At 73.6% G+C, this 25188-nt stretch carries 21 protein-coding genes and 1 pseudogene; 13 read left to right on the forward strand and 9 right to left on the reverse strand.

The genetic code is table 11. The features are described from left to right. Nucleotides 1-1245, forward strand: coding sequence for a PucR-like N-terminal domain-containing protein (locus ACZ5XZ_RS22805; RefSeq protein ID WP_468980821.1), 1245 nt, complete (start codon nt 1-3; stop codon nt 1243-1245). A 75-nt stretch (nt 1246-1320) separates the two neighbouring features. On the opposite strand, the gene ACZ5XZ_RS22810 is transcribed toward ACZ5XZ_RS22805, so the two are convergent. Then, entirely contained in the window at nt 1321-2262 is a 942-nt protein-coding gene (locus tag ACZ5XZ_RS22810; protein ID WP_468980908.1) for a TetR/AcrR family transcriptional regulator, read from the reverse strand. A 234-nt stretch (nt 2263-2496) separates the two neighbouring features. Here ACZ5XZ_RS22810 and ACZ5XZ_RS22815 point away from each other — a divergent pair, with 234 nt between their 5' ends. Then, nucleotides 2497-4104, forward strand: a complete 1608-nt coding sequence (locus ACZ5XZ_RS22815; RefSeq protein ID WP_468980824.1) for an MFS transporter — start codon at nt 2497-2499, stop codon at nt 4102-4104. On the opposite strand, the gene ACZ5XZ_RS22820 is transcribed toward ACZ5XZ_RS22815, so the two are convergent. After that, nucleotides 4097-4720, reverse strand: a complete 624-nt coding sequence (locus ACZ5XZ_RS22820; protein WP_468980826.1) for a mycothiol-dependent nitroreductase Rv2466c family protein — start codon at nt 4718-4720, stop codon at nt 4097-4099. The genes ACZ5XZ_RS22815 and ACZ5XZ_RS22820 overlap by 8 nt on opposite strands. A 110-nt stretch (nt 4721-4830) precedes the next feature. After that, the gene (locus ACZ5XZ_RS22825) at nt 4831-5262 is read right to left on the reverse strand and encodes a MarR family winged helix-turn-helix transcriptional regulator (protein WP_468980829.1); all 432 of its coding nucleotides are present in this window, start codon (nt 5260-5262) and stop codon (nt 4831-4833) included. Between the two features lie 89 nt (nt 5263-5351). On the opposite strand from ACZ5XZ_RS22825, the gene ACZ5XZ_RS22830 reads away from it, so the two are divergent. From ACZ5XZ_RS22830 to ACZ5XZ_RS22865, 8 genes and pseudogenes are all read left to right on the forward strand, one after another. Further along, nucleotides 5352-6371, forward strand: a complete 1020-nt coding sequence (locus ACZ5XZ_RS22830; protein WP_468980831.1) for an NADP-dependent oxidoreductase — start codon at nt 5352-5354, stop codon at nt 6369-6371. Between the two features lie 131 nt (nt 6372-6502). Beyond that, nucleotides 6503-7006 (forward strand): GNAT family N-acetyltransferase, encoded by a 504-nt coding sequence (locus tag ACZ5XZ_RS22835; protein ID WP_468980833.1) that lies wholly within the window; start codon nt 6503-6505, stop codon nt 7004-7006. A 63-nt stretch (nt 7007-7069) separates the two neighbouring features. Beyond that, complete coding sequence (locus tag ACZ5XZ_RS22840) at nt 7070-7498, forward strand: organic hydroperoxide resistance protein (protein ID WP_468980836.1); 429 nt, start codon at nt 7070-7072, stop codon at nt 7496-7498. 253 nt (nt 7499-7751) lie between these two features. Further along, entirely contained in the window at nt 7752-7877 is a 126-nt protein-coding gene (locus ACZ5XZ_RS22845; RefSeq protein ID WP_384427165.1) for a hypothetical protein, read from the forward strand. A gap of 340 nt (nt 7878-8217) precedes the next feature. Continuing rightward, nucleotides 8218-9216 carry a LacI family DNA-binding transcriptional regulator gene (locus ACZ5XZ_RS22850; RefSeq protein WP_468980838.1) on the forward strand — a complete coding sequence of 333 codons (999 nt, stop codon included), beginning with the start codon at nt 8218-8220 and terminating at the stop codon, nt 9214-9216. A 69-nt stretch (nt 9217-9285) separates the two neighbouring features. Continuing rightward, a complete protein-coding gene (locus ACZ5XZ_RS22855; RefSeq protein ID WP_468980840.1) occupies nt 9286-10893 on the forward strand; it encodes a sugar ABC transporter ATP-binding protein in 1608 nt (535 codons plus the stop codon). Further along, nucleotides 10883-12894, forward strand: a pseudogene (locus ACZ5XZ_RS22860) (ABC transporter permease/substrate-binding protein). Before ACZ5XZ_RS22855 ends, ACZ5XZ_RS22860 begins: the two are co-directional and overlap by 11 nt. A gap of 111 nt (nt 12895-13005) precedes the next feature. After that, complete coding sequence (locus ACZ5XZ_RS22865; RefSeq protein ID WP_468980842.1) at nt 13006-13923, forward strand: ribokinase; 918 nt, start codon at nt 13006-13008, stop codon at nt 13921-13923. 63 nt (nt 13924-13986) lie between these two features. Here the strand turns inward: ACZ5XZ_RS22865 and ACZ5XZ_RS22870 are convergent, their stop codons facing one another. Together ACZ5XZ_RS22870 and ACZ5XZ_RS22875 are read right to left on the reverse strand one after the other, a co-directional pair. Beyond that, entirely contained in the window at nt 13987-15396 is a 1410-nt protein-coding gene (locus tag ACZ5XZ_RS22870) for a nitrilase-related carbon-nitrogen hydrolase (protein ID WP_468980844.1), read from the reverse strand. Nucleotides 15397-15467: 71 nt separating this feature from the next. Further along, nucleotides 15468-16781 (reverse strand): pyroglutamyl peptidase, encoded by a 1314-nt coding sequence (locus ACZ5XZ_RS22875; RefSeq protein ID WP_468980846.1) that lies wholly within the window; start codon nt 16779-16781, stop codon nt 15468-15470. 389 nt (nt 16782-17170) lie between these two features. Between ACZ5XZ_RS22875 and ACZ5XZ_RS22880 the strand changes: the two genes are divergently transcribed. Beyond that, nucleotides 17171-17719, forward strand: coding sequence for an LppU/SCO3897 family protein (locus ACZ5XZ_RS22880; protein ID WP_468980849.1), 549 nt, complete (start codon nt 17171-17173; stop codon nt 17717-17719). Nucleotides 17720-17916: 197 nt separating this feature from the next. On the opposite strand, the gene ACZ5XZ_RS22885 is transcribed toward ACZ5XZ_RS22880, so the two are convergent. Next, nucleotides 17917-18492, reverse strand: coding sequence for a TetR/AcrR family transcriptional regulator (locus ACZ5XZ_RS22885; protein WP_468980910.1), 576 nt, complete (start codon nt 18490-18492; stop codon nt 17917-17919). Nucleotides 18493-18745: 253 nt separating this feature from the next. Between ACZ5XZ_RS22885 and ACZ5XZ_RS22890 the strand changes: the two genes are divergently transcribed. Next, complete coding sequence (locus tag ACZ5XZ_RS22890; RefSeq protein WP_468980851.1) at nt 18746-21325, forward strand: beta-glucosidase; 2580 nt, start codon at nt 18746-18748, stop codon at nt 21323-21325. A 79-nt stretch (nt 21326-21404) separates the two neighbouring features. Here ACZ5XZ_RS22890 and ACZ5XZ_RS22895 read toward each other — a convergent pair whose 3' ends face one another. From ACZ5XZ_RS22895 to ACZ5XZ_RS22905, 3 genes are all read right to left on the reverse strand, one after another. Further along, nucleotides 21405-22103, reverse strand: coding sequence for a DUF4097 family beta strand repeat-containing protein (locus tag ACZ5XZ_RS22895; protein WP_468980852.1), 699 nt, complete (start codon nt 22101-22103; stop codon nt 21405-21407). Nucleotides 22104-22254: 151 nt separating this feature from the next. After that, complete coding sequence (locus tag ACZ5XZ_RS22900; protein WP_468980855.1) at nt 22255-23322, reverse strand: aldose epimerase family protein; 1068 nt, start codon at nt 23320-23322, stop codon at nt 22255-22257. Nucleotides 23323-23411: 89 nt separating this feature from the next. Next, the gene (locus tag ACZ5XZ_RS22905; RefSeq protein WP_468980857.1) at nt 23412-24311 is read right to left on the reverse strand and encodes an SGNH/GDSL hydrolase family protein; all 900 of its coding nucleotides are present in this window, start codon (nt 24309-24311) and stop codon (nt 23412-23414) included. A gap of 323 nt (nt 24312-24634) precedes the next feature. Here ACZ5XZ_RS22905 and ACZ5XZ_RS22910 point away from each other — a divergent pair, with 323 nt between their 5' ends. Next, nucleotides 24635-25129, forward strand: coding sequence for a DUF3145 domain-containing protein (locus ACZ5XZ_RS22910; RefSeq protein WP_384427187.1), 495 nt, complete (start codon nt 24635-24637; stop codon nt 25127-25129). Nucleotides 25130-25188: the final 59 nt, after the last annotated feature.

The raw sequence follows: 25188 nt of genomic DNA on the forward strand, positions 1-25188 counted from the left end.
GTGGTGACCGCCGTGCGTTCCGCCTGGCGTGAGGTCCCGCCCCACCAGGTACGGCGGTTCGCCGCGCTGGCCCTGGACGAGGTGCCCTCCCTGGCCCAGGACATCCTGCGCGAGATCCGCCGGGAGTACCCCCAACTGCCTTTGGTGCACGATGAGTTCGGTGAGCCGCGGGCGCTGGTCGGCATCCGGCAGTCGCTGGAGCACTTCGTCGCCCATATGACGGCCGGTCTGGACCGTCCGCATGTCCACCCGAGGGTCTTCCAGGAGTTCGGCCGCGGCGAGGGCATCCAGGGCCGCAGCCTGGACGCCCTGCAGGCCATCTACCGGCTGGGCGTGCGGCTGGCCTGGCGGCGGCTCGCCGAGATCGGCCAGCAGGTCGCCATCCCGGCGCCGGCGATGTACGAGCTGGCCGAGTCCGGGTTCGAGTACCTGGACGGACTGGTCGCCGAGTCCGTACGCGGCTACGCCGAGGCCGCCGCCCGGCAGGCCGGTGAGCGGCTGCGGCTGCAACGCGGCCTGATGGAGCTGCTGTTCACCGGTGCCGGAAGGCGACGGCGCGGCAAGGGATCCGGGGTGGCGGGGGCCGCCGCGCTGCTGCCGGCGCTCGCCGAGCGGGCCGCCCGGATCGGCTGGCCGCTGCCCGAGCAGGTCGCCGTCGCGGTCCTGCTGCGCCCGGCCCGCGAGGCGGTGGCGCCCGCCGTCGCCTCGGACATCCTGCTGGACATGGAGTGCGAACGGCCGCGGATGGTGGTGCCGGAGCCGGACGCCCCGGGGCGGCGCGAGCTGCTGGCGCGCGCGGCGGCCGGCTGGTCCGGCGCGATCGGGCCCGCCGTACCGCTGCTGGACGCCGCGAAGTCGCTGCGCTGGGCCGGGGCGGCGGTCGATCTGACGGAGCGCGGGCTGCTGCCCGCCGGTGAGCTGCTGCAGTGCACCGAGCACACCGAGGCGCTGATCCTGCTGCCGCCCGAGGAGCTGATCGAGGACCTCACCCGCCGCCGGCTCGCCCCCCTGGAAAGCTGCGGCCCCACTCACGGGCGGCGCCTCGCCCAGACCCTGCTCGCCTGGCTGGAGACCCGCGGCGGGGCCCCGGAGATCGCAGCGAGGCTCGGTGTCCATCCGCAGACCGTGCGCTACCGGCTGCGCCAGATACGGGAGTTATGGGGCGGGGAGATGGACGACCCGGACCGCCGCTTCGAACTGGAGCTGGTGTTACGGGCCCGCCGGCTGCGCGGGGAGCTGACCTGACCGGCCGCGCGGGCCCGGCGGGCTCACCGGTGCTCCCCTGACGGGACGGGCGGCATCCAGCGGCCCGCGGCCGGTTCAGCCGTCCCCGCCGCTCCCTGCCGCCCGGCGCCCGACCAGCACCTCCATGCCGTCCAGGAGGCGCGCCAGCCCGAACTCGAAGAGCGTCTCCAGGGTCACCGCGTCCTCCCCGACCCCGTCGATGCCCGCGTACATGGGGTACGAGCCGGACTGCAGGATGCCCTCGAACACCGGGTCCATGGAGGCCATCCACTGGTTCTGGTCCATCCCCGTCTCCTGCTCGGCCTCCAGATCGTCCTCGAAGCCGGCGGCGGTGGACCGTACGTAGTTCAGCAGGGTCACCGCCATGTGGATCAGGGTGAGCGGATCCATCCCCTCCACCCGCGCCATGGTCCACTCGATCAGCGCCATCGCCTGCGGCATCGGCCGGGGTCGGGTGATCGACAGATACTGCGCCAGCCACGGATGCCGCTGGTAGAGCTCCCATTGCAGCCGCGCACCCGCCTCCATCCGCTCCCGCCAGCCCTCCGGCGCCGGCCGGGGCGGCGCGACCTCGGCGAACGCGGCCTCCGCCATCAGCAGTTCCAGCTCGTCCTTGTTGGCGACATGGCGGTAGAGCGCCATCGAGGACACCCCGAACTCGGCGGCGACCCGGCGCATCGACAGCCCGCGCAGCCCCTCGGCGTCGGCGACCTTGATCGCGGCCCGTACGACGCGTTCGCGGCTGAGCCCGCCGTCCGTCTCGCGTGGCCGCCGCTCGCGCGCGGCCTCGCCGCGGGGCGCCCGCTCCTGTTCGGCCACGACCGTGCCCACGCCCGGCACGGCCCGTACGAGCCCCTCCTGACGCAGCGTCGTGAGCACCTTGGTGGCGGTCGCCATCGCCACGCCCCACTCCTGGGTGATCCGCCGGGTCGACGGCACCCGGTCGCCCGCCGCCAGCTCGCCGGCGTCGATGCGGCGCCGGATCTCTTCGACGATCCGTCGGTAGGGCGGCGCCATCAGCGGGGGCCGCGCGAAGCGCGTCGTTGAGGGGTGGTGGTCGGGCGGCGGGTGGGATGCTCCACGGGGCAACCTCCGTACTAGTGCACCAGGGGAATTTGCTTGCTGTGAGGGTAGCAGCGGAGGCGCGACCAGCGCCTTGCACTAGGCCAGTGCACTAGTGTGACGCACCTCCAATTCCCTTATCACTCCCGCTGTTTGCGCCGTAAGCACAACCTGTTTACCGTGTCCGCCATGTCGTTTACTTCGTACACACCCAAGCCGCTGGCCGGCCGCCGGGAGTGGACCGCCCTGGGCGTCCTCCTGCTGCCCTGCCTCCTGGTCTCGATGGACGTCTCGGTGCTCTACTTCGCGGTGCCGTTCCTGACCGCGGAGCTGGATCCCAGCAGCGTCCAGCAGCTGTGGATCCTGGACGTCTACGGCTTCGTGCTGGCCGGCCTGCTGATCACCATGGGGGCGCTGGGCGACCGCATCGGCCGCCGCCGGCTCCTGCTGTCCGGCGCCCTGCTCTTCGGCCTGGCCTCCGCGCTCGCCGCGTACGCCCGGAGCGCCGAAATGCTCATCGCCGCACGGGCGTTGCTCGGCGTCGGCGGCGCGACCCTGATGCCGTCCACGCTCGCGCTGATCCGCAACCTCTTCCACGACGCCAAGCAGCGCGGCACCGCGGTCGCGGCCTGGTCGGCGGCGGTGATGGGCGGGATCGCGATCGGGCCGGTGCTCAGCGGGGCGCTGCTGGAGCACTTCTGGTGGGGCTCGGTGTTCCTGATCAACGCACCCGCGATGGTGCTGCTGCTGGTCTGCGGACCGCTGCTGCTGCCGGAGTTCAAGAACCCGGCGGCCGGACGCTTCGACCTGCCCGGCTCGCTGCTGTCCCTGCTCGCCATGCTGCCGGCCGTCTACGGCGTCAAGGAGATCGCCCGCGACGGCTTCGCGGCGCTGCCGGCCTGCGCCCTGGTGTTCGGCCTGCTGGCCGCCGCGGCCTTCGTCCACCGCCAGCGCACCGCCCGCCACCCCATGCTCGACCTGGAGCTGCTGCGGCACCGCGGGTTCAGCGTCTCGGTGCTGATGAACCTGCTGGCGACGTTCGCGGTCGTCGGCTGCGCGGTGTTCTTCACCCAGTACCTGCAGACCGTCAAGGGCATGAGCCCCATGGAGGCGGCGCTGTGGAACCTCGTGCCGACGCTCGCGGTGGGCGGGATGGCGGCGGTGGCCACCGCGCTCGCCCGGCGGATGGACCGGGCGTACGTCATCGCCCTGGGGTTCGCCGTCGCGGCCGGCGGCTTCGTCTGGCTGTCCTGGCTGGAGCCGGGCTCCGCCCTCTGGTACGTCCTGGTCGCCTCGTCGGTCTACGCCTCGGGCCTGGTGATGGTGATGTCCCTCGGCAACGAACTGGCCATCGGCGCCGCCCCGCCGGAGCGGGCGGGCTCCGCCTCGGCCCTGCTGGAGTCCGGCACCGAACTCGGCGGTGCGCTGGGCATGGCGATCCTGGGCAGTATCGGGAGCGCGGTCTACCGCGGCCACCTGGACGAGGCACTGCCCGGCGGGCTTCCCGCCCAGGCGGCCGACGCGGCCCGCGAGACCCTGGCGGGCGCGGCCGCGGTGGCCGGCGAACTGCCCGGCCGGGCGGGCCGGGCGCTGCTGGCCGCCGCGCGGGAGGCCTTCACCGACGGGCTGCAGACGGTGGTGCTGGGCGCCGCGGGGGTGATGCTGTGCGCCGCGGTGCTGGCGGTGGCGCTGCTGCGCGGCCTGCGCACCACGGAGGGCGAGGAGCCGGGAGCGGTGGACGCGACCGGTCCGGCCGCCGCCGCCCCCGCGTCCTCCGCCCCCGAGGCCGTCAGCTGAAGTCGAACTCGCCGGTGCGGGTCCGCTTCAGTTCGAAGAACTTGTCGTAACCGGCGAGGAGGCGGACGCCGTCGAAGACCCGCACCGCGTCCTCGCCGCGCGGGATCGCCATCAGCACCGGGCCGAAGAACGCCACCCCGTCGATGTGGATCGTGGGCGTGCCGACGTCCTCGCCGACGGGGTCCATGCCCTCGTGGTGGCTCTTGCGCAGCGCGTCGTCGTACGCCTCGCTGCCGGCGGCGCGGGCCAGCTCGGCCGGCAGCCCGACCTCGGCCAGCGCCTCCTCGATGACGGTGGCGGTGTCCTGGCGGCCGTTGTTGTGGATCCGGGTGCCGAGCGCGGTGTACAGGTCGCGCAGCACCTCCTCGCCGTGCTCCTGGGCGGCCGCGATGCACACCCGCACCGGGCCCCAGCCCGCGTCCAGCAGCTCGCGGTACTTCTCGGGAAGGTCCTCGCGGCCCTCGTTGAGCACGGACAGGCTCATCACCCGGAACCGCAGGTCCAGGTCGCGGTGCTGCTCGACCTCCAGGATCCAGCGCGAGGTGATCCAGGCGAACGGGCAGATGGGGTCGAAGTAGAAGTCGACACTGTGGCGGGTGCTGCTCGGGTTGGTCATGGGCTTGAGGTTAGAACGCCGCCGGTCCGGCCGCCCGGTCCACCTGCCCCCGACGATCCTGGGCCACTTCCCGCCGCGCCCCCGGACGGGCCCGGTGCGGTGCGCCGGTCTCACTCCGGCGCGACGCCCAGCATCCGCTGCAGCAACTCCTTGAGCAGGGTGCGCTCGGCGACCGACAGCTTGCCGAGGGGTTCGCGGGCGAAGCCCAGGGAGGCCCGCAGCGCCGCGGCCGTGCGGGCGCCCTCGTCGGTCGGGGCGGCGAGCTTGACGCGGCGGTCGGCCGGGTCGGGACGGCGCTCGACCAGGCCGCGGGACTCCAGCCGGTCCACGATGCCGGTGATGTTCGACGGCTCGCACTTCAGGCGCTGGGCGACCTTGCGCATGGGCAGCGGCTCGACGCAGAGCAGACCGAGCACCCGGGCCTGCGCGCCGGTGAGGGAGTGCTGGGCCGCGGCGTGCTCGTACTCCTCGTAGTAACGGGCGACGACGGTGCCGATGAGATCGACGACCTCGACGGTCAAGGGGTCCGGGCGCACTGTCATGAGCACCAGGATACCCAATTACTTGACAACATGAAATATCGAGGAGCATCATTGTTTCAGTACTTGAAGCATTAGGAAGGACCGCGCTCATGTCCGCACTGCCCACGAACGGCCGCGAATGGCACCTCGTCGCCCGCCCGCACGGCTGGCCCACCCCGGACGACTTCGCGCTGCGCGAGGCCGCGGTGCCCGAGGTCGGCGAGGGCCAGGTCCTGGTCCGCACCAAGCACTTCTCGGTCGACCCGTACATGCGCGGCCGGATGAACGACGTGAAGTCCTACGTCCCGCCCTTCCAGCTCGACCAGCCGATGGAGGGCGGCGCGGTGGGTGAGGTCATCGCCTCGCGCGCCGATTCCCTCGCCGTCGGCGACCACGTCCTGCACGGCCTCGGCTGGCGCGAGTACGCGGTCCTGGACGCCCGGCGCGTCGCCAAGGTCGACCCGTCGCTGGCGCCCCTGACCGCCTACCTCGGCGTGCTCGGCATGCCGGGCCTGACCGCCTACGCGGGCCTGCTGGAGGTCGCGTCCTTCAAGGAGGGCGACGCCGTCTTCGTGTCCGGCGCGGCCGGCGCGGTGGGCAGCGAGGTCGGCCAGATCGCCAGGCTCAAGGGCGCCTCCCGGGTCATCGGCTCGGCCGGCTCCGACGAGAAGGTCAGGCTCCTGGTCGAGGAGTACGGCTTCGACGCCGCCTTCAACTACAAGAACGGCGAGGTCGCCAAGCAGCTGAAGGAGGCCGCGCCGGACGGCATCGACGTCTACTTCGACAACGTCGGCGGCGACCACCTCGAAGCGGCCATCTCCTCCCTGAACGTCCACGGCCGGGTCGCCATCTGCGGCATGATCTCGATGTACAACGCCACCGAGCCGACCCCCGCGCCGCGCAACCTCGCGCAGGTCATCGGCAAGCGCCTGCGCCTGCAGGGCCTGATCGTCACCGACCACTACGCGCTCCAGCCGCAGTTCGTCCAGGAGGCCTCCGCCTGGATCCGCTCCGGTGAGCTGAAGTACAGCGAGACCAAGGTCTCCGGCATCGAGAACGGCGTCGAGGCCTTCCTGGGCCTCCTGCGCGGTGAGAACACCGGAAAGATGATCGTGAGCCTGGACGACTGAGCGGGGCCAGGGCCCGCGGCGGCCCGGTCCGCGCCCGGCCGCGGCGACCCGCGGGCCGCGGCGCGGGCACGGGCCCGGCTCGCGCGGAAAACCCCTTGCCGCAGGCGCCGGCCGGCGGCAGGGTCCGGCCCATGGCAGAGATCACCGTGCGCCCCCTGGAGCCCGACGACTGGGCCCTCTACCGCCCCGTCCGCCTGGCCGCCCTGGCCGACGCCCCCGAGGCGTTCGGCTCCACCCTGGGCCGCGAGCAGGCCTTCACCGAGGACGACTGGCGCGAGCGCCTCGCGCACCGCAGCCAGTTCCTCGCCGAGGACGGCGGTGAGGTCCGCGGGCTGATCGGCGTCGTCCCGACCGGCCCGGGTACCGCCGACCTGGTGTCCATGTGGGTGCACCGCGCCGTACGAGGACGCGGGGCCGGCGACCTCCTGGTGCGCGAGGCGCTGCGCTGGGCGGGCGACCACGGCCGCCCCCGGGTCCGGCTCTGGGTGACGGAGGGCAACGCGCACGCGGAGCGGCTCTACGCGCGCCACGGCTTCCAGCGGACGGGACGGGTCCAGCCCGTGCGGGCCGGATCGGACGAGCGGGAGTTCGCCATGGTCCGCCCTGCACCCCGGCCCCTTGCGCCCGCCCGTTAGGCTCGGCGGCAGGCCGTCGCGATCCGTGGGCGCGAGTCGCGGCGAATCACAGGAGGATCTCGTATGTCCATCCAGACCGTCGACGTCGTCTACACCGCCGTCGCCACCGCTGAGAACGGCCGTGACGGCCGCGTCGCCAGCGACGACGGCAAGCTCGACGTGGTCGTCAACCCGCCCAAGGAGCAGGGCGGCAGCGGCGCCGGCACCAACCCCGAGCAGCTCTTCGCGGCCGGCTACAGCGCCTGCTTCCAGGGCGCGCTCAGCGTCGTCGCCCGCCGGGAGAACGCCGATGTCTCCGGCTCCCGGGTGACCGCCAAGGTCGGCATCGGCAAGACCCCGGACGGCGGTTTCGGCCTCACGGTCGAGCTCTCGGTGTCGATTCCCCAGGTCGACGCGGCCACCGCCCAGGACCTCGTGGAAAAGGCCCACCAGGTCTGCCCGTACTCGCACGCCACCCGCGGCAACATCGAGGTCAAGCTGACCGTCGCCTGATCCGCCGCTGACCGGCGACTCCACCAGGGGCCGCATCCCGCCAAGGGGTGCGGCCCCTGTCGCATGGGGGCGGCCGGAGTCCGCTCCCGCCCCGCGTGCGGCTCCCGGCCCATGGGCCGGATTCCGCCCCGTGGGTCGCTCAACTCGCGCTATTCTCAAGGGGCTTCATCGCGTTCCTCCCCACAGCTTCGCCGGTGCACCGCCGGCGGAGGCCCTGACTTCCGGGGCCTGTCCGGAGGAGCGAGGAGGAGCGATGGACGATCAGGACACGGAGCAGGAGAGCGACCGATGGGCCCCGCCTGACAGGTGGCAGGTCGTACTCGGCGTGCTGAGCCTGCTGGTGGCGGTCGTCGCGTGTGTGGGGCAGTTCGCCCGGTAGTCGGCGGGTTGGGCCCACAGGTCCGGACACGGCCGGTGCGCGCCATCGCGGCGGGACGGTCAACGGGGGAGTGCCCGGGCCGATCCTTCGCACGGCGCACGGCTCCCGCGTCGCCTCCACGAACCGGCCGCGCGACGCGTACGGGGCGGGACCCCGACGGCCCGGCTCTGTCGCCGACGACCCCTGGTGTGACGCAGGCAACATTCACGGCGTCTTGACGCGACGGCCGTGTAATCGATTTCGTAGCCCCCACGAAAACCTCCTGAAATCGATTACACGGCGATCGTCGAAGCGCCCCCGGGCGGTCCGCGGTCGCACGGACGGAAGCGGCGACGGCGCCATGGCGAACATCAAAGATGTGGCAGAGCGGGCAGGGGTCTCCGTCGCCACGGTCTCCCGGGTGCTCAACGGCCACAGCCCGGTCGCCCAGACCCGGGAACGGGTGCTGGCCGCCGTACGGGAGCTGGGCTACCGCCCCAACAACGTCGCCCGCGCGCTGCGCACCGCCCGCACCGGCACGCTCGGCCTGATCATCAGCGACCTCACCAACCCCTTCTTCACCGAGCTGGCCGACGCCGTCGAGGACGCCGCCCGCAGCCTCGGCTACAGCCTGGTCATCGGCAACGCCGGCGAGCGCCCCGAGCAGCAGGACGACCACATCCGCACGCTGCTCGACCGCCGGATCGACGGCCTGCTGGTCAGCTCGGCCGGCACCGGCTCGGCGATGCTCGGCGAGGCCGTCGCCGCCGGCACCCCGCTGGTCCTGCTGGACCGCACCGTCCCCGGCGTCGACGCCCCCTGCGTACGCGCCGACGGCGCCGCCGCGCTCACCGACCTCGCCGCCCATCTCGCCGCCCTCGGCCGCCGCCGCCCCGCGATCATCGTCGCGCCGGCCGGCACCCCCACCGGCGACGAGCGCCTCGAACTGTTCCGCACGGCACTGGCCGGCCACGGCCTCGCCCTCCCCGACGAGCGGGTCGGCGCCACCCCCGACCTCCAGCCCACCGGCGGCCGGCGGGTGCTGAGCGGCCTGCTCGACCTGCCCGAGCCGCCGGACGCGGTGCTGGCCACCGACAACCTGATGGCGCTGGGCGCGATGGACGAACTTCGCGCGCGCGGGATGCGGGTGCCCGACGACATGGCGCTGGTGGTCTACGACGACGTGCCGTGGTTCGCCCACATCGACCCGCCGCTGACCGCCATCGCCCAGCCCACCCGCGAACTGGGCCGGGCGGCCGTCGCCACCCTCCTGGAGCGGATCGAGGGCCGGCCCGCCGACTCGGTGCTGCTGCCGGCCCGGCTGGTCGTCCGGCGCTCCTGCGGCGAGCGGCCCGGCTGAGCGGGTCCGGCCGGCCGCGCCCAGACCATCCACCACCGCAAGGCGACCCGAAGAAGAGAGGGGCAGCGCATGACCGGCGTCAACGACGACGTACCGGGCGGCCGCGAACTGCTGCGCGTGGAGGGGGTGACGAAGTCGTTCCCGGGCGTCCGCGCACTGGACGGGGTGGACCTGAGCCTGCGCGGCGGCGAGGTGCACGTCCTGCTCGGCGAGAACGGCGCGGGCAAGAGCACCCTGATCAAGATGCTCTCCGGCGCCCACCGCCCCGACGCCGGCCGCATCCTCGTCGACGACGGGCCGCACGGCCTGCGCGAGGTCCACATCCGCTCCGCGCGGGACGCCGAGCGCCTCGGCATCGCCACGATCTACCAGGAGTTCAACCTCGTCCCCGGGCTGACCGTCGCCGAGAACCTCTTCCTGGGCCGCCAGCCGCGCACCGCGCTCGGCCTGATCGACCGCAGGGCCCTGCGCGCCCGCGCCGCCGAGCTGCTCGCCCGCGTGGGCCTGGACGTCTCCCCGGACACCCCGGTCGCCGAACTGGGCATCGCCCGGCGCCAGATGGTCGAGATCGCCAAGGCGCTCAGCCTCGACGCCGGTGTCCTGATCATGGACGAGCCGACCGCGGTGCTCACCTCCGAGGAGGTCGTCACCCTCTTCGCGATCGTCCGCGAACTGCGCGACGCCGGCGTCGGCATCCTCTTCATCACCCACCACCTGGAGGAGATCGGCGCGCTCGGCGACCGGGTCACCGTCCTGCGCGACGGCCGCTCGGTCGCCCAGGTGCCCGCCGCCACCGACCAGGACGAGCTGATCCGCCTGATGGTGGGCCGGGACATCGCCGAGCAGTACCCGCGGGTGCGCCCCGACGAGCCGGGCGCGCCCCTGCTGCGGGTCCGCGGTCTGACCCGGCACGGGACGACGGCCGGGCCGGTCTTCGAGGGCATCGACTTCGAGGTGCGGGCCGGAGAGGTGGTGGGCCTGGCCGGACTGGTCGGCGCGGGCCGTACCGAGGTCGTCCGGGCCGTCTTTGGCGTGGACCGCTATGACGCCGGCACGGTCGAGGTCGACGGCGAGATGCTGGCCGGCGGCGATGTGCGCGCCGCGATGCGCGCCGGCCTCGGCCTCGTGCCGGAGGACCGCAAGGGCCAGGGCCTGGTCCTGGACGCGTCCCTCCAGGACAACCTCACCCTCGCCCGGCTCGACCGGGACACCCGCGGCGGGCTGGTGGACCGCGGCGCCCAGCGGCGTGCAGCGGCCGCCGTCGCCGAGCAGTTGAAGGTGCGGATGAGCGGTCTGGCGCAGAGCGCCCGTACGCTCTCCGGCGGCAACCAGCAGAAGATCGTCATCGGCAAGTGGCTGCTGGCGGACACCAGGCTGCTGATCCTCGACGAACCCACGCGCGGCATCGACGTCGGCGCCAAGGTCGAGATCTACCAGCTCGTCAACGAACTGACGGCGGCCGGCCGGGCGGTGCTGATGATCTCCAGCGATCTGCCCGAGGTGCTCGGCATGAGCGACCGGGTGCTGGTGATGTCCCAGGGCCGGCTGGCCGGCGAGCTGACAGCCGAAGAGGCCACCCAGGACGCTGTGATGGAGCTCGCGCTGCAGCCCCCGCACGGCACCCCCGACGGCAACCACACCAACCAGAGCGCGAGGGAGGGCTCCGATGCCCGCTGAGGTGAAGACGGCAGCCGCCGCCAAGGCGGTGGGACGGGCACCGGCCCGGGGCGGCCCCGGGCCGTGGTTCTCCCGGGCGGTCCTCAAGAACGGCCCGCTCGGCGGCCTGATCGCCCTGGTCGTCGTGATGGCCGCGCTGTCCGGGGACTTCCTCAACGGACAGAACCTCCTCAACGTCGGCGTCCAGGCGTCGGTCACCGCGATCCTCGCCTTCGGCGTCACCTTCGTGATCGTCTCGGCCGGTATCGACCTGTCGGTCGGCTCGGTCGCGGCGCTCTGTGCCACCGTCGTCGCCTGGGCGGCCACCGACGGGGGCCTGCCGGTGTGGACGTCGGTGCTGCTCGGCCTCGCGGTCGGCGCGGCGGCCGGACTGGTCTCCGGCGCGCTGGTCGCCTACGGCCGGCTGCCCGCCTTCATCGCCACGCTGGCGATGCTCTCGGTCGGCCGCGGCCTGGCGCTGGTCATCTCCGGCGGCTCGCCGATCGCCTTCCCCGGCTCGGTCGGCAGGCTCGGTGACACCCTCGGCGGCTGGCTGCCGGTACCCGTCCTCGTCATGATCGTGATGGGGCTGGTCGCCGCCCTGGTCCTGGCCCGTACGTACACCGGACGCGCGATGTTCGCGATCGGCGGCAACGAGGAGGCGGCCCGGCTCTGCGGCATCGACGTCAAGCGCCGCAAGCTCGTCATCTATGCGCTGTCCGGGCTGTTCGCCGCGGTGGCCGGCATCGTGCTCGCGGCCCGGCTCACCTCCGCCCAGCCGCAGGCCGCCGTCGGATACGAGCTGGACGCGATCGCCGCCGTGGTGATCGGCGGGGCCAGCCTCTCCGGCGGCTCCGGGAAGGCGTCCGGCACCCTCATCGGTGCGCTGATCCTCGCCGTACTGCGCAACGGCCTCAATCTGCTGAGCGTCTCGGCGTTCTGGCAGCAGGTGGCCACCGGGCTGGTCATCGCGCTGGCGGTGCTGCTGGACACGCTGCGCCGACGGAGCGCGCGATGACCGCCCGGGGCCGGAGCGCGGCGGGGACGGACCGGACGGCGCGGACCGTGCGCCTCAGGAGGGCCGCCGGGCGCGGGGCCCTCGCCCGGGCCAGGGCGTCGCTGGCGGCCGGGCTGGCCGCGACCGTGGCCCTCGGGCTGGCCGGCTGCGACCGCGGCGGCGACACCGACCTGGGGCTCGCGCTGTCCACGATGAACAATCCGTTCTTCGTCGGCATCAAGGAAGGCGCCCAGGCCGAGGCGGACGCCCGCGGGCTGCACATCAACATCACCGACGCGCAGAACGACCCCACCCAGCAGATCAACCAGATGGAGACGTTCACCAGCCAGAACGTCAGGGCAGCGATCATCAACCCGGTCGACTCCGACGCCGCCGTCCCGGCCGTCGGCGTCGCCAACCGGGCGAAGGTGCCGGTCATCTCCATCGACCGCGGCGTCAACGGCGGCACGGTCGGCTCGACCATCGCCTCCGACAACGTCGCGGGCGGCCGGCTCGCCGCGAAGACGCTGGCCGAATCGCTCGGCGGCAGGGGAAAGGTGGCCTTCCTGGAGGGCCAGCCCGGCACCTCCGCCGCCCGCGAGCGCGGCCGGGGCTTCGAAGAGGGCATCAGGAAGTACCCCGGCATCCAGGTCGTCGCCCGCCAGCCCGCGGACTTCGACCGCACCAAGGGCATGGACGTGATGTCCAACATGCTGCAGGCGCACCGCGACATCGCCGGGGTGTTCGCCGCCAACGACGAGATGGCGCTCGGCGCGTCCAAGGCGCTGGGCGGGCGGTCCGGCGGGGACGTGAAGGTGGTGGCGTTCGACGGCACCCCGGACGGCGTCCGGGCCGTCCGCGGCGGCACCCTGACCGCCACCGTCGCCCAGCAGCCCGAACTCCTCGGCAGGCAGGCCGTGGACTGGGCGCTGAAGGCCGCCCGCGGTGAGAGGCTGCCGGAGTCGGTCAAGGTGCCGGTGGTGCTGGTGACGGCGAAGAACGCCGCGACGTTCGACGGCCGATGAGACCGCGGACGGGCCGGCGAGTGGGACGGCAGGCGAGACCACAGATGACAACAATCGGCAGAGCGGCGCACGGCTATCGGAGCGCGCCGCTGAGACATGGGAGAACGGCGCATGTATGACGTCCTGGTGGTCGGCTCGGCCAACGCGGATCTGACGGTACGGGTCGAGCGGCGGCCCGGCGCGGGAGAGACCGTGCTCGGCACGGACCTGGTCGAATCGGCCGGCGGCAAGGGCGCCAACCAGGCGGCCGCCGCGGCCCGGATCGGCGGCCGCACCGCACTGCTGGCGCGGGTCGGCGGCGACGCGTACGGCGAACTGCTGCTGCACGCCCAGCGCGGGGCCGGCACCGACGTCACACCGGTCATCGTGGACGAGGCGGCCCGCACCGGCACCGCGATGATCATCGTCGACCCGGACGGCGACAACAGCATCGTGGTCTCGCCCGGCGCCAACGCCGCCCTCACCCCGCAGGACGTGGCCGCGGCGAAGGAGGTCATCGCCGCCTCCTCGGTGGTCTCCCTCCAGCTGGAGATCCCCATGGAGTCGGTACGGGCCGCTGCCGAGGCCGCCGCGCAGGCCGGCACCCGCGTCGTGCTCAACCCCTCCCCGGCCCCCGAGGCGGCCCTGGCAACCGAACTCCTCGCGGTGGCCGACCCGTTGGTGGTCAACGAGCACGAGGCCCGCCAGCTCTCCGGTCGCGCCGACGGCACCCCCGCCGAGTGGGCGCAGGCGCTGCTCGACCAGGGCGCCCGCTCGGTCGTGGTCACCCTCGGCGGGGACGGCGCGCTGGTCCTGGACGCCGCCGGAGCCAGCGAGGTCGCCGGCGTCCGGGTCAAGGCCGTGGACACCACCGGTGCCGGCGACGCCTTCACCGGCGCCCTCGCCACCCGCCTGGCACGCGGCGACTCGCTCTCGCAGGCCGCCCGCTTCGCCGTACGCGTCGGGGCCGCGGCCGTCACCAAGCCGGGCGCCCAGCCGTCCTACCCGACCCGGGCCGAGCTGGAGCTGCTGGCGCCGGAGGCCCCGTAGGGCTGAGACCCGTCGGCCGGTCCGGCGCCGCACGGGCGCCGGGCCGTCAGCCGGCCGGTGGGGTCACCACCCCTCCACCGGGCCGTACAGCGCATGCGCGGCGCCGGTCGCCAGCGCCCAGTAGCGGTCGCCGTAGGACCAGTGCCACCACTCGGTGGGGTAGTTGACCAGACCGGCCGCCCGCAGGGCGGAGGACAGTATGCGGCGGTGGGTGCGGGCCGCGGGCGTCAGATCCGGGGCGCTTGTGTAGCACGCGCCGTCGCTCTCCTCCGGCGAGGCGTTCATGGGTGTGCCCATGTCGAGGCCTTGGCCGTCCGCCGTGACCAGGGTGAGGTCCACCGCGCCGCCCGCGCTGTGCGGCGCGATGTCGGGCGGCGACACATAGCGGCTGGCGGCCCGGTGGATGCGCTCGGCATCCCAGCCGGGCTGGGCGGCGCGCAGCTCCTGCGCGTACTCCTCGAAGTAGCGGCGCTGCAGCTCCGGCGGGCGGTAGCCCTCGACGAGCTGCAGCCGCAGCCCGTCCGGCAGCGACTCCTGCGCCGCCAGCAGCCGCCGCAGCACCCCCTGCCGCAACTGGGCGAACGCACCCCGCTCGTCGTCCCGGTCCGCGGCCACCAGCAGCGCGGGCGCCGCGGTGCGGACGTCCACCAGCGGCTCACCGCACTCCTCGACCCCGATCGCCGCCACCGCAGGGTCCGCCATCAGCGTGATCCGGTCGCGGACATCGGTCAGCACCAGCTCGAAGCCCTCGCCCGGCGCCAGGTCCGTCCCGGCGCCGGCCGCCGCCACCTGCTCGCCCGTGGGCAGCCAGGCGCCGCTGCGGCCGCAGGCCGGGCGGTCGGGGCGGTCGACGCCGGTGCCGGTGCCGGTGCCGGTGCCGTTGGCGAGGAGGATGTGCAGCCCGTGCTTCCGCGCCATCGCCGCGTACCGCGCCATCCACTGCGGGTCGTCGTGGAAGGAACTGGCGAGGTACACCCGGCAGCCGTCCGCCGCGGCCTGCTCGGGCACCTCGGGAAAGTTGTTGTCGTAGCAGGTGGCGAGCGCGAAGCGGATCCCGCCCAGGGTGAAGCGGCCCTCGGCCGTGCCCGGCGCGAAGAGGTCGTTCTCCGCCCCGGACAGATGCCGCTTGTCGTAGCGGGTGAGCAGCGCGCCGTCCGGCCCGTAGACGAAGGTGCTCAAAAACGGGCGGCGGCCGTCCCCCGCCGCACGCCCCGGGGCGTTGACGACCGCGGCGGTGCCGGTCGCCCGGCAGGCCTCCCGGACGGGCGCCAGCCGGGGGTCGTCGGGGCCGACGGTCATCTCCTGCGGATCGGCCGCTATCGCCTCCAGGTCGTAGCGTGACAGTGCGAGTTCGGCGAAGACCACCAGATCCGCGTTGCGTCCGGCGGCCTCGGTGATGAGCGCGGCCATCCGCGCGGCGTTGGCGTCGATGTCGCGTGGTACGGGGGTGAACTGTGCGGCAGCAAGGATCATGGCTCCATGATGCCGCCGCAGTTCACGGCGCGTGACGGCCTGTGGATAACCTGCCCGTGCCCGCCGCCGCGCTACCCGCCGGCGGCCTCCTGCGAAGCCGCCACCGCCACGACCGCCCGCACCTGCCCGATGATCGCGACCCGGTTGTGCACGAAGACCGGGTCGGTGACCTGACCGCCGGCCGGATCGGTGTTGCCGGGCCCGAACTGGAGCACCGGAGTGTGCAGATGGCCGCCCGGGAGCGCCGGCCGCCGCACCGCGTCCCGTAGGAGCGTCGCCCGGTAGGCGATCTCGTTGGACAGGTAGTCCCCGCCGCCACCGGCGCGGGCCGTGGACCCCGGAGTCGGGCCGTTCGGCCGCTCGACCGGCTCGGTGCCGCCCGCCGGGATCTCGGTGACGGGCGTGTGGTCGACCACCGGATACGGCCCGGTGTCCGCCGCGGTGATCCGCGCGTACGGCAGGCTGGTGGTCGTCCACTGCGGCTGCGGCGTCACGGTCGGCACGCCCGCCGGAATCGGCACCGTCTCCGTACGGGACTCCCGCACGTTGTCCGGATAGCCGCCCCGCCAGGCCCCATTGGTCCGCTCGACGTCGAACCTCCCCGGGCGTCCCTGGCTGATCGTCGTGAACAGATCCACCTGCCGCGGCCCGCGCCGGAAGTGCGGCAGCAGGGTGCGCTCCACCGTGCCGGCCGCGAAGTCGGCCCACCGTACGGGGAAGACGGCGGCCTCGATCCGGGCCGTCCGGCCCGACGCGGTGCGCACCGTCGTCCCGTCCAGCGCGAGCGCCGCCGCCCCCGACGGATTGCTCCGCCGTGGGTCGGCGTCCAGCTGGAACGGGTCGAACCCGGTCACCACGATCCGCAGCACCTGCTTCCCGGCGGGCAGTTCGATGCCGTCCTGCCCGCGCGAGCCGCGCTCCAGCGAACCGAGCAGCGCGGCACGCCGGGCGGGGGACAGCGCGAAGTCCGGCCGCCACTGCCGCAGTTCCTTCGTCATCCCCAGCCGCGCCCAGTACAGCGGCCGGTCGTCGTCCCGGCTCAGATCGCCGCCCTCGGGCCCGCGCCCCTGCGCCCGGTCCACCGCCCGTCGCCACAGCGCCCGTCCCGCGTCCTCGACATAGCGCCTGGCCTGCGGGTAGCCCTCCAGGCGGGTCAGCCCGCGCCCGAACTCCCGCGCCTGGTCGTCGAAGGCACTGCGCCGCAGGATCTCCTGCGGCGCGGCCTGTGTCAGCCGGGCCTCCTCCACCGTGACCTGCTCGACCGCGGTCCGTGCCGCGGTGGCCCCGCTCCCGTCGGCCGCCTGGGCCGGAGCCGTCAGGGACAGCGGGACGGTGGCGAGCAGTGCGATGCCGAGTGCGACCGGCTTGGTGCGTATGCGTCTCATGGGGCGAGTAAAACGGGGCGCGCGGTGCGGCGGTAGAGGGCGCGGGAGGGCTTGATACGGCCCGCGGTTAGGGTTTCTGGTCCGGTCCGCCCATGCGTCCGGCACGTCCGAGGAATCCAGGGGGAATCTCCGTGGCCACACCGCCACCGCCGCACGGCCCTTACCCGTACGCGCAGTCGTATGGCCAACAGCCCCCGGGACCCTACGCCCAACAGCCCACGGGACCCTACGTCCAGCCGTCCACGGGGCCCTACGCCCAGCCGCCCACGGGACCCTACGCCCAGCCGCCGCACCCCGCGCCCTACGCCACCGCCCCCGGTTGTGAGTTCTGTGGTGCCCAGCCCGCCGTCCGGGCCACCGTGCGCGGGCATCAGGGCATCCTCTTCCTGATGCGGTTCCTCAGCCGGAGCGCGGTGTTCTGCCGCTCCTGCGGGCTGGCCACCTACCGCGAGATGTCCGCGAAGACCCTGTGGCAGGGCTGGTGGAGCCCGCTGTCGGTGGTCATCACCCCGATCACCCTGCTGGTGAACCTCGGCCCACGGGCCCGCTTCCGCAAACTGGCCGCCCCGGCAGGCGGCTTCGGGCCCTCCCTCGATCCGGGCAAGTCGCTGCTGCGCCGCCCCGAGGCGCTGCTGTTCCTGGTGCCGATGGCGCTCGTGGCGCTGGCGATCCCCACCCTGTTCGTACTCGGCGCGTTCGTCGAGGGAGCGGGTATCGGCAAGACCCCGACCCTCGCCGTCGGCGACTGCGTCCGCAACGAAGGCGACTGGCACGACCAGGACCTCGAAGTCGTGGCATGCGGATCGGCCGATGCCCAGTACCTGGTGACCCGCAGGCTCGACACCCCCAAGGACACCTGCGCGGACGGCGAACTGCTCGCGGACCTCGAATACAGCCCGGACAAGATGACCGTCTCCTGCCTCGCGCCGGTCCGCTAGGGCCTGTCCGATGGGTCAGGGTTGGAAAGGCCGCGGCGTCTGGTGCGGTGCATCGCAAGGCGCCGGAGCGTCTCGATAGCGGAGCTCTCGGGACGTTTCGGCAACGCCGCGAGGTGCCGTGCCAGACGCCGCGGACCCGGCCATGACCCATCGGACAGGCCCTAGGGGATCCGGGGCAGCCCTGGGGCAGCCCTGGATCAGCCCGGTTCGGCCTGGCCGGGCTTCTCGGCCGGCCCGTCGTTCCCGCTTCCGTCCCCGCCCCCGCTCCCGAGCAGCGCCAGGAAGTCCCGGAACGCCGCGGGCATGTCCACGTCGTCCGGGTCCAGCAGCCACTGCAGCTGCAGCCCGTCCATCACCGCGACCAGCAGCGGCGCCGCCCGCTGCGGGGTCAGGCCACCGGGCAGCCTGTCGCCGTGCTCGGCCCGCAGCGCCTCGGCCATCGCCGCACGTACGCGGCGGAAGCGGGACTCGAAGAACTCGCGGGCGGGGTGGTCCTCGGTGACGCTGTCGGCGGACAGCACGGTGTAGGTCTGGACGACGCCGGGGCGGGTGGCGTTGTAGTCGACCAGCTGGGCGAGGGTGTCGGTGCGCCGGGCCCCGGACGCCGCGGCGGCCGAGGCCAGGTCCCAGCGGTCGCGCGCCTCCAGCACGCCGACCAGCAGCAGTTCCTTCGTGGGGAAGTGGTGCAGCAGGCCCTGCTGGGTCAGCCCGGCGCGCTCGGCGACGGCGGCGAGCGAGGTACGGCCGTAGCCGCGCTCGGCGATCAGCGCCATGGCGGCCTGCAGGATCGCCTCCCGCCGCTCCGCGCGCTGCGCCTCCCGCCCGCCGCCGGCCCGCCGCGGGGCCGGCCGGCCGTCGCGGGGCGCCTGCGGCTCTCGTGCACTCACCGGCCGAGCGTAACCCCGGAGTGGAGGTCCCGTACGGATGGGTAACGGAAGCGTGACGATGCCTACCGCTTGGCAGGTGGGAGGGCAAGAATCCGGACAGGGAGGCCGTAGACCCACTCAGGGAGCACCGGAGAGCCGCATGACCGACGATCAGCCCCACCACCCCACCCGCGACGACGACCGGCATCCGATCCGCGACCGGGCTCCGGACGACGACCGCGCCCCGGACGACGACCGGGCCCCGGACGACGACCGCGCCGGCGCTCACGCCGCGGCCGTCGAGCGGGCGCTCGCCGCACTCGACCTCGACACCAAGACCCGGCTGCTGTCCGGCCAGGACATGTGGACGCTGCCGGCCGTGCCCGGGATCGGGCTGCGCTCGCTGGTGATGTCGGACGGCCCGATCGGGGTACGGGGCTCGCAGTGGAGCGCCGAGGACCCCTCCATCGCGCTGCCCGGCCCCACGGCGCTGGCCGCCACCTGGGACCCCGGGCTGGCCCGCCGGGCCGGTCACCTCCTCGCCCAGGAAGCCCGCCGCAAGGGTGTGCACGTCCTGCTGGCCCCGACCGTCAATCTGCACCGCTCACCGCTGGGCGGCCGCCACTTCGAGTGCTATTCGGAGGACCCGCTGCTCACCGGCGCGATCGGCGCCGGATATGTGCGCGGTGTGCAGGAGGGCGGCGTCGGTACGACGGTCAAGCACTTCGTCGGCAACGACGCCGAGACCGACCGGCTCACCGTCGACAACCGCATCGCTCCCCGGCCGCTGCGCGAGCTGTATCTGGCGCCCTTCGAGCACATCGTCGAAGAAGCCCGCCCTTGGGGCATCATGACCGCCTACAACCAGGTCAACGGCTCGACGATGACCGAGCACCGCTCGCTTGCCCACGATGTGCTGCGCGGCGAATGGGGCTTCGACGGCGTCAACGTCTCCGACTGGACGGCGGCCCGCGACACCGTGCGCGCACTGCGCGGCGGGCTGGACGTGGCGATGCCGGGCCCCCGGACGGTCTACGGCGTCCCGCTCGCCGAGGCCGTCCGCGCGGGGCAGGTCGCGGAGTCGGAAGTCGACGACGCGGTGCGCAGGGTGCTGCTGCTCGCCGCGCGCACGGGGTGTCTCGACGGGGTGCCGGCCGCCGTCGACCCGGCCGGTGTCCCGAGGGGGATCGACGGCCGGGCGGTGGCCCGCGAGGTCGCCCGGCGGGGCTTCGTCCTGCTGCGCAACGAGCCCGTCGGCGGCGCGCGGCGGGCGCTGCCGATCGACCCGGCGGCGGTCCGCAGCATCGCCGTCATCGGCGCCGGCGCGCGCGAGGCGCGGGTGCTCGGCGGCGGCTCGGCGACGGTCTTCCCCGAGACCGTCGTCTCCCCGCTGGAGGGACTGCGCGCCGCGCTGCCCGACCACGTCGAGGTCGCCTTCGCGGCCGGCGCCGATCCGCGCACCCGCCTCCCGCACGCCCGCGACGGCTTCACCCTGCGCGCCCGCTACCTCGCCGCGGACGGCCGACTGCTGGCCGAGACCCCGCAGTTCGACGGTCGGGTGCGCGCCACGGGCAGCTTCCCGGCGGGTGTCACCCGGCAGACCCTCGATGCCGTCGAACTGACCGGGAGCTTCACCCCGCGGCTCACCGGCGGCCACACCTTCGCCGTCGCCGGCAGCGGCGAGCTGCGGCTGACCGTCGGCGGCTCGGTCCTCTTCGACGACCGCTGCGTGCCGGAGGGCAGCGACCCCTTCGAGACCCTCATGCACCCCGTCGAGCAGCGGGTGACGGCGGAGCTGACGGCGGGGGAGCGGGTCGAGGTCACCCTGCGCTTCGTCCCGCTGCGGCGCGGCCTGGGCGAGGGCGTCGACGCGCTGTACTTCTCCCTTGGCCACAGCGAGCCGCAGGGCGACCCCGGCGCCGAGATCGAGGAGGCGGTCCGCGTCGCGGCGGCCGCCGATGTCGCGGTCGTGGTCGTCGCCACCACCGAGGAGGTCGAGTCCGAGGGCTTCGACCGCGGCGACCTGCGGCTGCCCGGCCGCCAGGACGAGCTGGTCACCCGGGTCGCCGCCGCCAACCCGCACACCGTCGTGGTCGTCAACTCCGGCTCGCCGGTGGAGCTGCCGTGGCGTGCGGAGGTGCCCGCGGTGCTGCTGAGTTGGTTCCCCGGCCAGGAGGCCGGTGCCGCGCTGGCGGACGTCCTGCTCGGCGCGCACGAGCCGGGCGGGCGGCTGCCCACCACCTGGCCGGCCCGGCTCGACGACGCGCCGGTCACCACCGTCACCCCGACCGACGGCCGACTCGACTACTCCGAGGGCGTCTTCATCGGCTACCGCGCCTGGCAGCGGTCCGCGGTGGCCCCCGCGTACCCCTTCGGCCACGGTCTGGGCTACACCGACTGGGAGTACGAGTCGCTGGACACCACGCCGGACTCGGTGCGGGTCCGGGTGCGCAACGCGGGCGACCGGCCCGGCCGCGAGGTCGTCCAGATCTATCTGGCGCCGCCCGCGGACACCGCCCCGGATGCACCGGAGCGCCCGGCCCGCTGGCTGGTGGGTTTCGCCGTCGTCGAGGCTGCTCCCGGCGAGAGCGCCGAGGCCGAGATCCCGCTGCCGGACCGCGCCTTCGCGGTCTGGGAAGAGAAGGACCGTGGCTGGCGCCGGGTCAAGGGCGACTACACCGTCGAGGCGGCGCACAGCGTCGCCGACCGCAGGCTGACCGCGGAGGTCACCGTCGGCTGACGCGGGCGTGTCCGGGGGCGCTTCCCGCCAGGGGCGCCCCCGCCACCCGGTCATGAGACCGCCGCCTTCATCGCCCCGGTCATGACGTCCTCACCGATACATTCCCGCCGCTCGTCCGCGCCGTCACCTTGTGCCCGGACTTCGGATCCGTCGGCACGGAGACCTTGCTGGTGCCGCCGCTGGTCGAGGCGTCCACCGCGTAGGTGCCCTTCGGGAGACGGATCGTCACATCGCCTCCGCTGGTCCGCCCCGAGACCTCGTCGGGCGCGGCGTCCAGCGTGACGTCCACATCGCCGCCGCTGGTCTTCACCGTCGTCGAGCGGGAGGTGGAGTCCCTGACGGTGATGTCGCCGCCGCTGGTCTCCGCGGTGATCCGGCCGGCGGTCCCCCGGATGGTGATGTCCCCGCCGCTGGTGTGCAGATCTATCGAGGCGTCCCGCGGCAGCAGCACCCGGTAGTCCACCTCGCACTTGCGCCCCATGCCGCAGTCCTCGGCCTTCAGCGTCAGCCGGCCGTCCTTGACCCCGTGCTCGGGCGTCGGCTTGCGGTCGTTGTAGCGGTACTTCTCGCGCACCTTGACCGACCCTCCGGCGGCGACCGGCACCACCTCGATGTCCCCGCCGTGCGTGGTCGCCGACAGCGCGGTGATCTTGCCGTCGACCGAGTACGTGCGCTCCGCCTCCTTCGTCGGGCCGAAACCCGACAGCGAGCAGCCGGTCACCAGCGCGGTCAACGCCGCACAGGACAGGACGAGATGAGGAACGCGGAGGCGGGCCATGGTGACGAGTTCTCCCGGGTCAGGCGACGGTCGGAGCGGATCGGATGCGATCACAGCCCATCTTCGGCCTTCGCCGCCCCGCGGTCGTCGCCGCACGGTATGACCTTGCCGTCACCGCACGGTATGACACTCCCCTAGGGGACCCCCGCCCTCAGGCGGCCCCCGCGCCGGCCCGGCGTGGCCGGACCGAGAAGCCGTACACGGTCTCCGAGCGGTAGCTCGCGCCGGGACGCAGGACCGTGCTGGGGAAATCCGGGCGGTTGGGGGAGTCCGGGAAGTGCTGGGTCTCCAGGGCGAGACCGGCCGCCGGGCCGTAGGGGACCCCGGAGGTGCCGGTCAGGGTGCCGTCGAGGTGGCCGGCGGTGTAGAGCTGCAGGCCCGGTTCGGTGGTGGCCAGCTCCAGTGCGCGGCCGGAGCGCGGGTCGTACAGCTCGGCGACCCTGCGCGGCTGCTCGCTCACCCCGCCGTCGAGCGCGAAGTTGTGGTCGTAGGCGCCGTCCACCGCCCGTGCCGCCCGGAAGTCGAAGCGGGTGCCGGCGACCTCGACGGGCGCGCCCGGCAGCGGAATGCCGGTGCCGTCGACGGGCGTGTACCGCGACGCCGCCAGCCGCAGCTCGTGCCCGGTGGCGCTGCCGCTGCCGTCTCCGCCCAGATTGAGATAGGTGTGGTTGGTGAGACTGACGACCGTCGGGGCGTCGGTCCGCGCGCGGTAGGCGATCCGCAGCGCCGCGCCGTCCCGCCCCGTGGAGAGGGTGTACGTCGCGCGCACGTCCAGGGTGCCGGGGAAGCCCTCCTCACCGTCCGGGCTGACCCGGTGCAGCTCCACCCCGCCCTCGACCTCCCGGGCGTCCCACACCACCCGGGAGAAGTTCCCCGGCCCGCCGTGCAGGCTGTTGCGCCCGTCGTTCGCCGTCAGCGGGTAGGTCCTGCCGTCGAGCGCGAACCGCGCCCCGGCGATCCGGTTGGCGTACCGCCCGACCAGCGCGCCGAAGTACGACCCGCCGTGCGCGACGTACGACGCGAGATCGGCGAAGCCGAGCGCCAGCTGCGCCGTCGTCCCGTCCCGGTCCGGTGCCTCGACGCTCTGGACGATCCCGCCGTACGTCAGCACGCCCACCCGCAGTGCGTCCGCCCCGGAGCCGGTCTGAAGGGTCCAGCGGTCGACGCGGGTGCCGTCGCCCAGCGTGCCGAAGGGTTCCCTGCCGACCTGCGTGTTCATGGCCGCGAGCCTATGCCCGGCGGCCGTCCGGCGCCCTCCGGGGACCGCGGACGGCTACCGCGGGGTGTCCGGGGCGTGTCCCGCCCGGGCTACGACTGCCTGCGGGTGATCGCCCGGAACGCCAGCTCCGCGAGTTCCCGCTGTCCGCGGGCGCCCGGATGGAACCAGTCCCAGGTGCTCAACTGCCGGTCGGTGAAGCGGTAGTCGAAGACCGAGCCGTCGAACCGGCACAGCGGATCCTTGCCGCACACCTCCGCCAGCGCCGTGTTGTACGCGACCACCCGCGCCCGGACCTTCGCCCGCCGGTCCTGTGCCGACTTCGTCAGATCGTCCGGGTCGCGCAGCATCGACCCGCAGATCCCCAGCTTCCACACTTCCTTGCCGAGCGGGTTCTTACGGCCCTCGGACCACAGTCGCAGCAGATCCGGCACCGCCGCGACATACACCTGGGTGCGCGGCAGGGCGCGCCGCAGGGACGCCAGGGACCGCGTGAAGTCGGCCCGGAAGGCCGCCTCCGGGGTCATCGCGCCCACGCTGCGGCGGCAGGCGTCGTTCGCGCCGATCAGGACCGTGACCAGTTCGGGCTTGCGCCGGACGGCCGCGGCGACCTGGTCGGGCAGATCGCTCATCAGCGCGCCGGTCTTCGCGAAGTTCCAGCTGTGGGTGGCGGGGTGGGCGACCAGACGCCGGGCCAGGCTGTCGACCTTGGGGTCGGTGCCGGTGGCCCAGGAGACCTCGGGGCAGTCGGAGAGCACCGTGCAGGCGTCGAAGCCGACGGTGATCGAGTCGCCGAGCGCCGCCAGCGAGGCGGGGTCGGTCCGCCAGGTGGGCGCCTGGTTGCCCGATGCCCCGGAGTGCGGGGCGGAGCCGCCGCCGGCACTACAGGCGGCCACGGTGATCAACAGGGTGGCAGCGGCGGCTACGGTGCGTGAGATTCTCCGGCCCAGGCGGCTGCGCCGGGGGCGAAAGGGCCGATCGATCTGCGTCATCCCCTGTCCCCTCCGGCGTGCGAGTGATATCTCTTCGGGTACCGACGGTACGTCACTCTTTCGCCTGGCACTGCGCGGTAGCTTTGCCCCGTGCCTCCCGGGCGGTGACCCAAAGTGGCAAGTGCAGTCGGCACAGACAAATTACATCACGTCATTTCCTGTCCCTTTTGCGGCAAATTCAGTCCAATGGTGTTTACTGTAGGTCACCTCGCATGCTGGTGCCGAAGTGATCACTGGGGCAGAATGGCAACTGTCCCGGCCGCAACCGGAACGGGCACGAGGCCGCTGGGGAAGGCGAACCTCGAACCGCACTGGAGGTCCCGGTGACGACACGTGGAGTTCTGTACGTCCACTCCGCTCCGCGCGCGCTGTGCCCGCACGTCGAATGGGCAGTGGCGGGCGTCCTCGGTGTGCGCGTCAACCTCGACTGGATCCGCCAGCCGGCGTCCCCGGGCACGTGGAGAGCCGAGTTCTCCTGGCAGGGCGAGGTCGGTACGGCCTCCAAACTGGCCTCCGCGCTGCGCGGCTGGCATCTGCTGCGCTTCGAGGTGACCGCGGAACCCTGCTCCACCGCCGAGGGCGAGCGCTACAGCTCCACCCCCGACCTGGGCATCTTCCACGCCGTCACGGGCATCCACGGCGACATCCTGATCCCCGAGGACCGGCTGCGCGCCGCGGTCGCCCGCTCCGCACGCGGTGAGACCGAACTCGCCGCCGAGGTGGCCAAACTCCTCGGCAAGCCCTGGGACGACGAACTGGAGCCGTTCCGGTACGCCGGCGAGGGCGCCCCGGTGCGCTGGCTGCACCAGGTCGTATGAGGAGTGCGCCGCCGGTGCGCTGGCTGCACCAGGGTCGTATGACGAGTGCGGCGCCGATC

The sequence above is a fragment of the Streptomyces sp. NPDC033270 genome, from assembly GCF_055576575.1.

Bases quoted from the DNA above. Each gene is read 5' to 3' on its own strand.
- ACZ5XZ_RS22825 (WP_468980829.1), bottom strand. From the start codon at position 5,262: ATGACAGTGCGCCCGGACCCCTTGACCGTCGAGGTCGTCGATCTCATC.
- ACZ5XZ_RS22845 (WP_384427165.1), top strand. From the start codon at position 7,752: ATGGACGATCAGGACACGGAGCAGGAGAGCGACCGATGGGCCCCGCCT.
- ACZ5XZ_RS22850 (WP_468980838.1), top strand. From the start codon at position 8,218: ATGGCGAACATCAAAGATGTGGCAGAGCGGGCAGGGGTCTCCGTCGCC.
- ACZ5XZ_RS22810 (WP_468980908.1), bottom strand. From the start codon at position 2,262: ATGGCGCCGCCCTACCGACGGATCGTCGAAGAGATCCGGCGCCGCATC.
- ACZ5XZ_RS22870 (WP_468980844.1), bottom strand. From the start codon at position 15,396: ATGATCCTTGCTGCCGCACAGTTCACCCCCGTACCACGCGACATCGAC.
- ACZ5XZ_RS22895 (WP_468980852.1), bottom strand. From the start codon at position 22,103: ATGGCCCGCCTCCGCGTTCCTCATCTCGTCCTGTCCTGTGCGGCGTTG.
- ACZ5XZ_RS22835 (WP_468980833.1), top strand. From the start codon at position 6,503: ATGGCAGAGATCACCGTGCGCCCCCTGGAGCCCGACGACTGGGCCCTC.
- ACZ5XZ_RS22855 (WP_468980840.1), top strand. From the start codon at position 9,286: ATGACCGGCGTCAACGACGACGTACCGGGCGGCCGCGAACTGCTGCGC.
- ACZ5XZ_RS22815 (WP_468980824.1), top strand. From the start codon at position 2,497: ATGTCGTTTACTTCGTACACACCCAAGCCGCTGGCCGGCCGCCGGGAG.
- ACZ5XZ_RS22905 (WP_468980857.1), bottom strand. From the start codon at position 24,311: ATGACGCAGATCGATCGGCCCTTTCGCCCCCGGCGCAGCCGCCTGGGC.
- ACZ5XZ_RS22875 (WP_468980846.1), bottom strand. From the start codon at position 16,781: ATGAGACGCATACGCACCAAGCCGGTCGCACTCGGCATCGCACTGCTC.
- ACZ5XZ_RS22900 (WP_468980855.1), bottom strand. From the start codon at position 23,322: ATGAACACGCAGGTCGGCAGGGAACCCTTCGGCACGCTGGGCGACGGC.
- ACZ5XZ_RS22890 (WP_468980851.1), top strand. From the start codon at position 18,746: ATGACCGACGATCAGCCCCACCACCCCACCCGCGACGACGACCGGCAT.
- ACZ5XZ_RS22840 (WP_468980836.1), top strand. From the start codon at position 7,070: ATGTCCATCCAGACCGTCGACGTCGTCTACACCGCCGTCGCCACCGCT.
- ACZ5XZ_RS22885 (WP_468980910.1), bottom strand. From the start codon at position 18,492: ATGGCGCTGATCGCCGAGCGCGGCTACGGCCGTACCTCGCTCGCCGCC.
- ACZ5XZ_RS22830 (WP_468980831.1), top strand. From the start codon at position 5,352: ATGTCCGCACTGCCCACGAACGGCCGCGAATGGCACCTCGTCGCCCGC.
- ACZ5XZ_RS22880 (WP_468980849.1), top strand. From the start codon at position 17,171: ATGCGGTTCCTCAGCCGGAGCGCGGTGTTCTGCCGCTCCTGCGGGCTG.
- ACZ5XZ_RS22820 (WP_468980826.1), bottom strand. From the start codon at position 4,720: ATGACCAACCCGAGCAGCACCCGCCACAGTGTCGACTTCTACTTCGAC.
- ACZ5XZ_RS22865 (WP_468980842.1), top strand. From the start codon at position 13,006: ATGTATGACGTCCTGGTGGTCGGCTCGGCCAACGCGGATCTGACGGTA.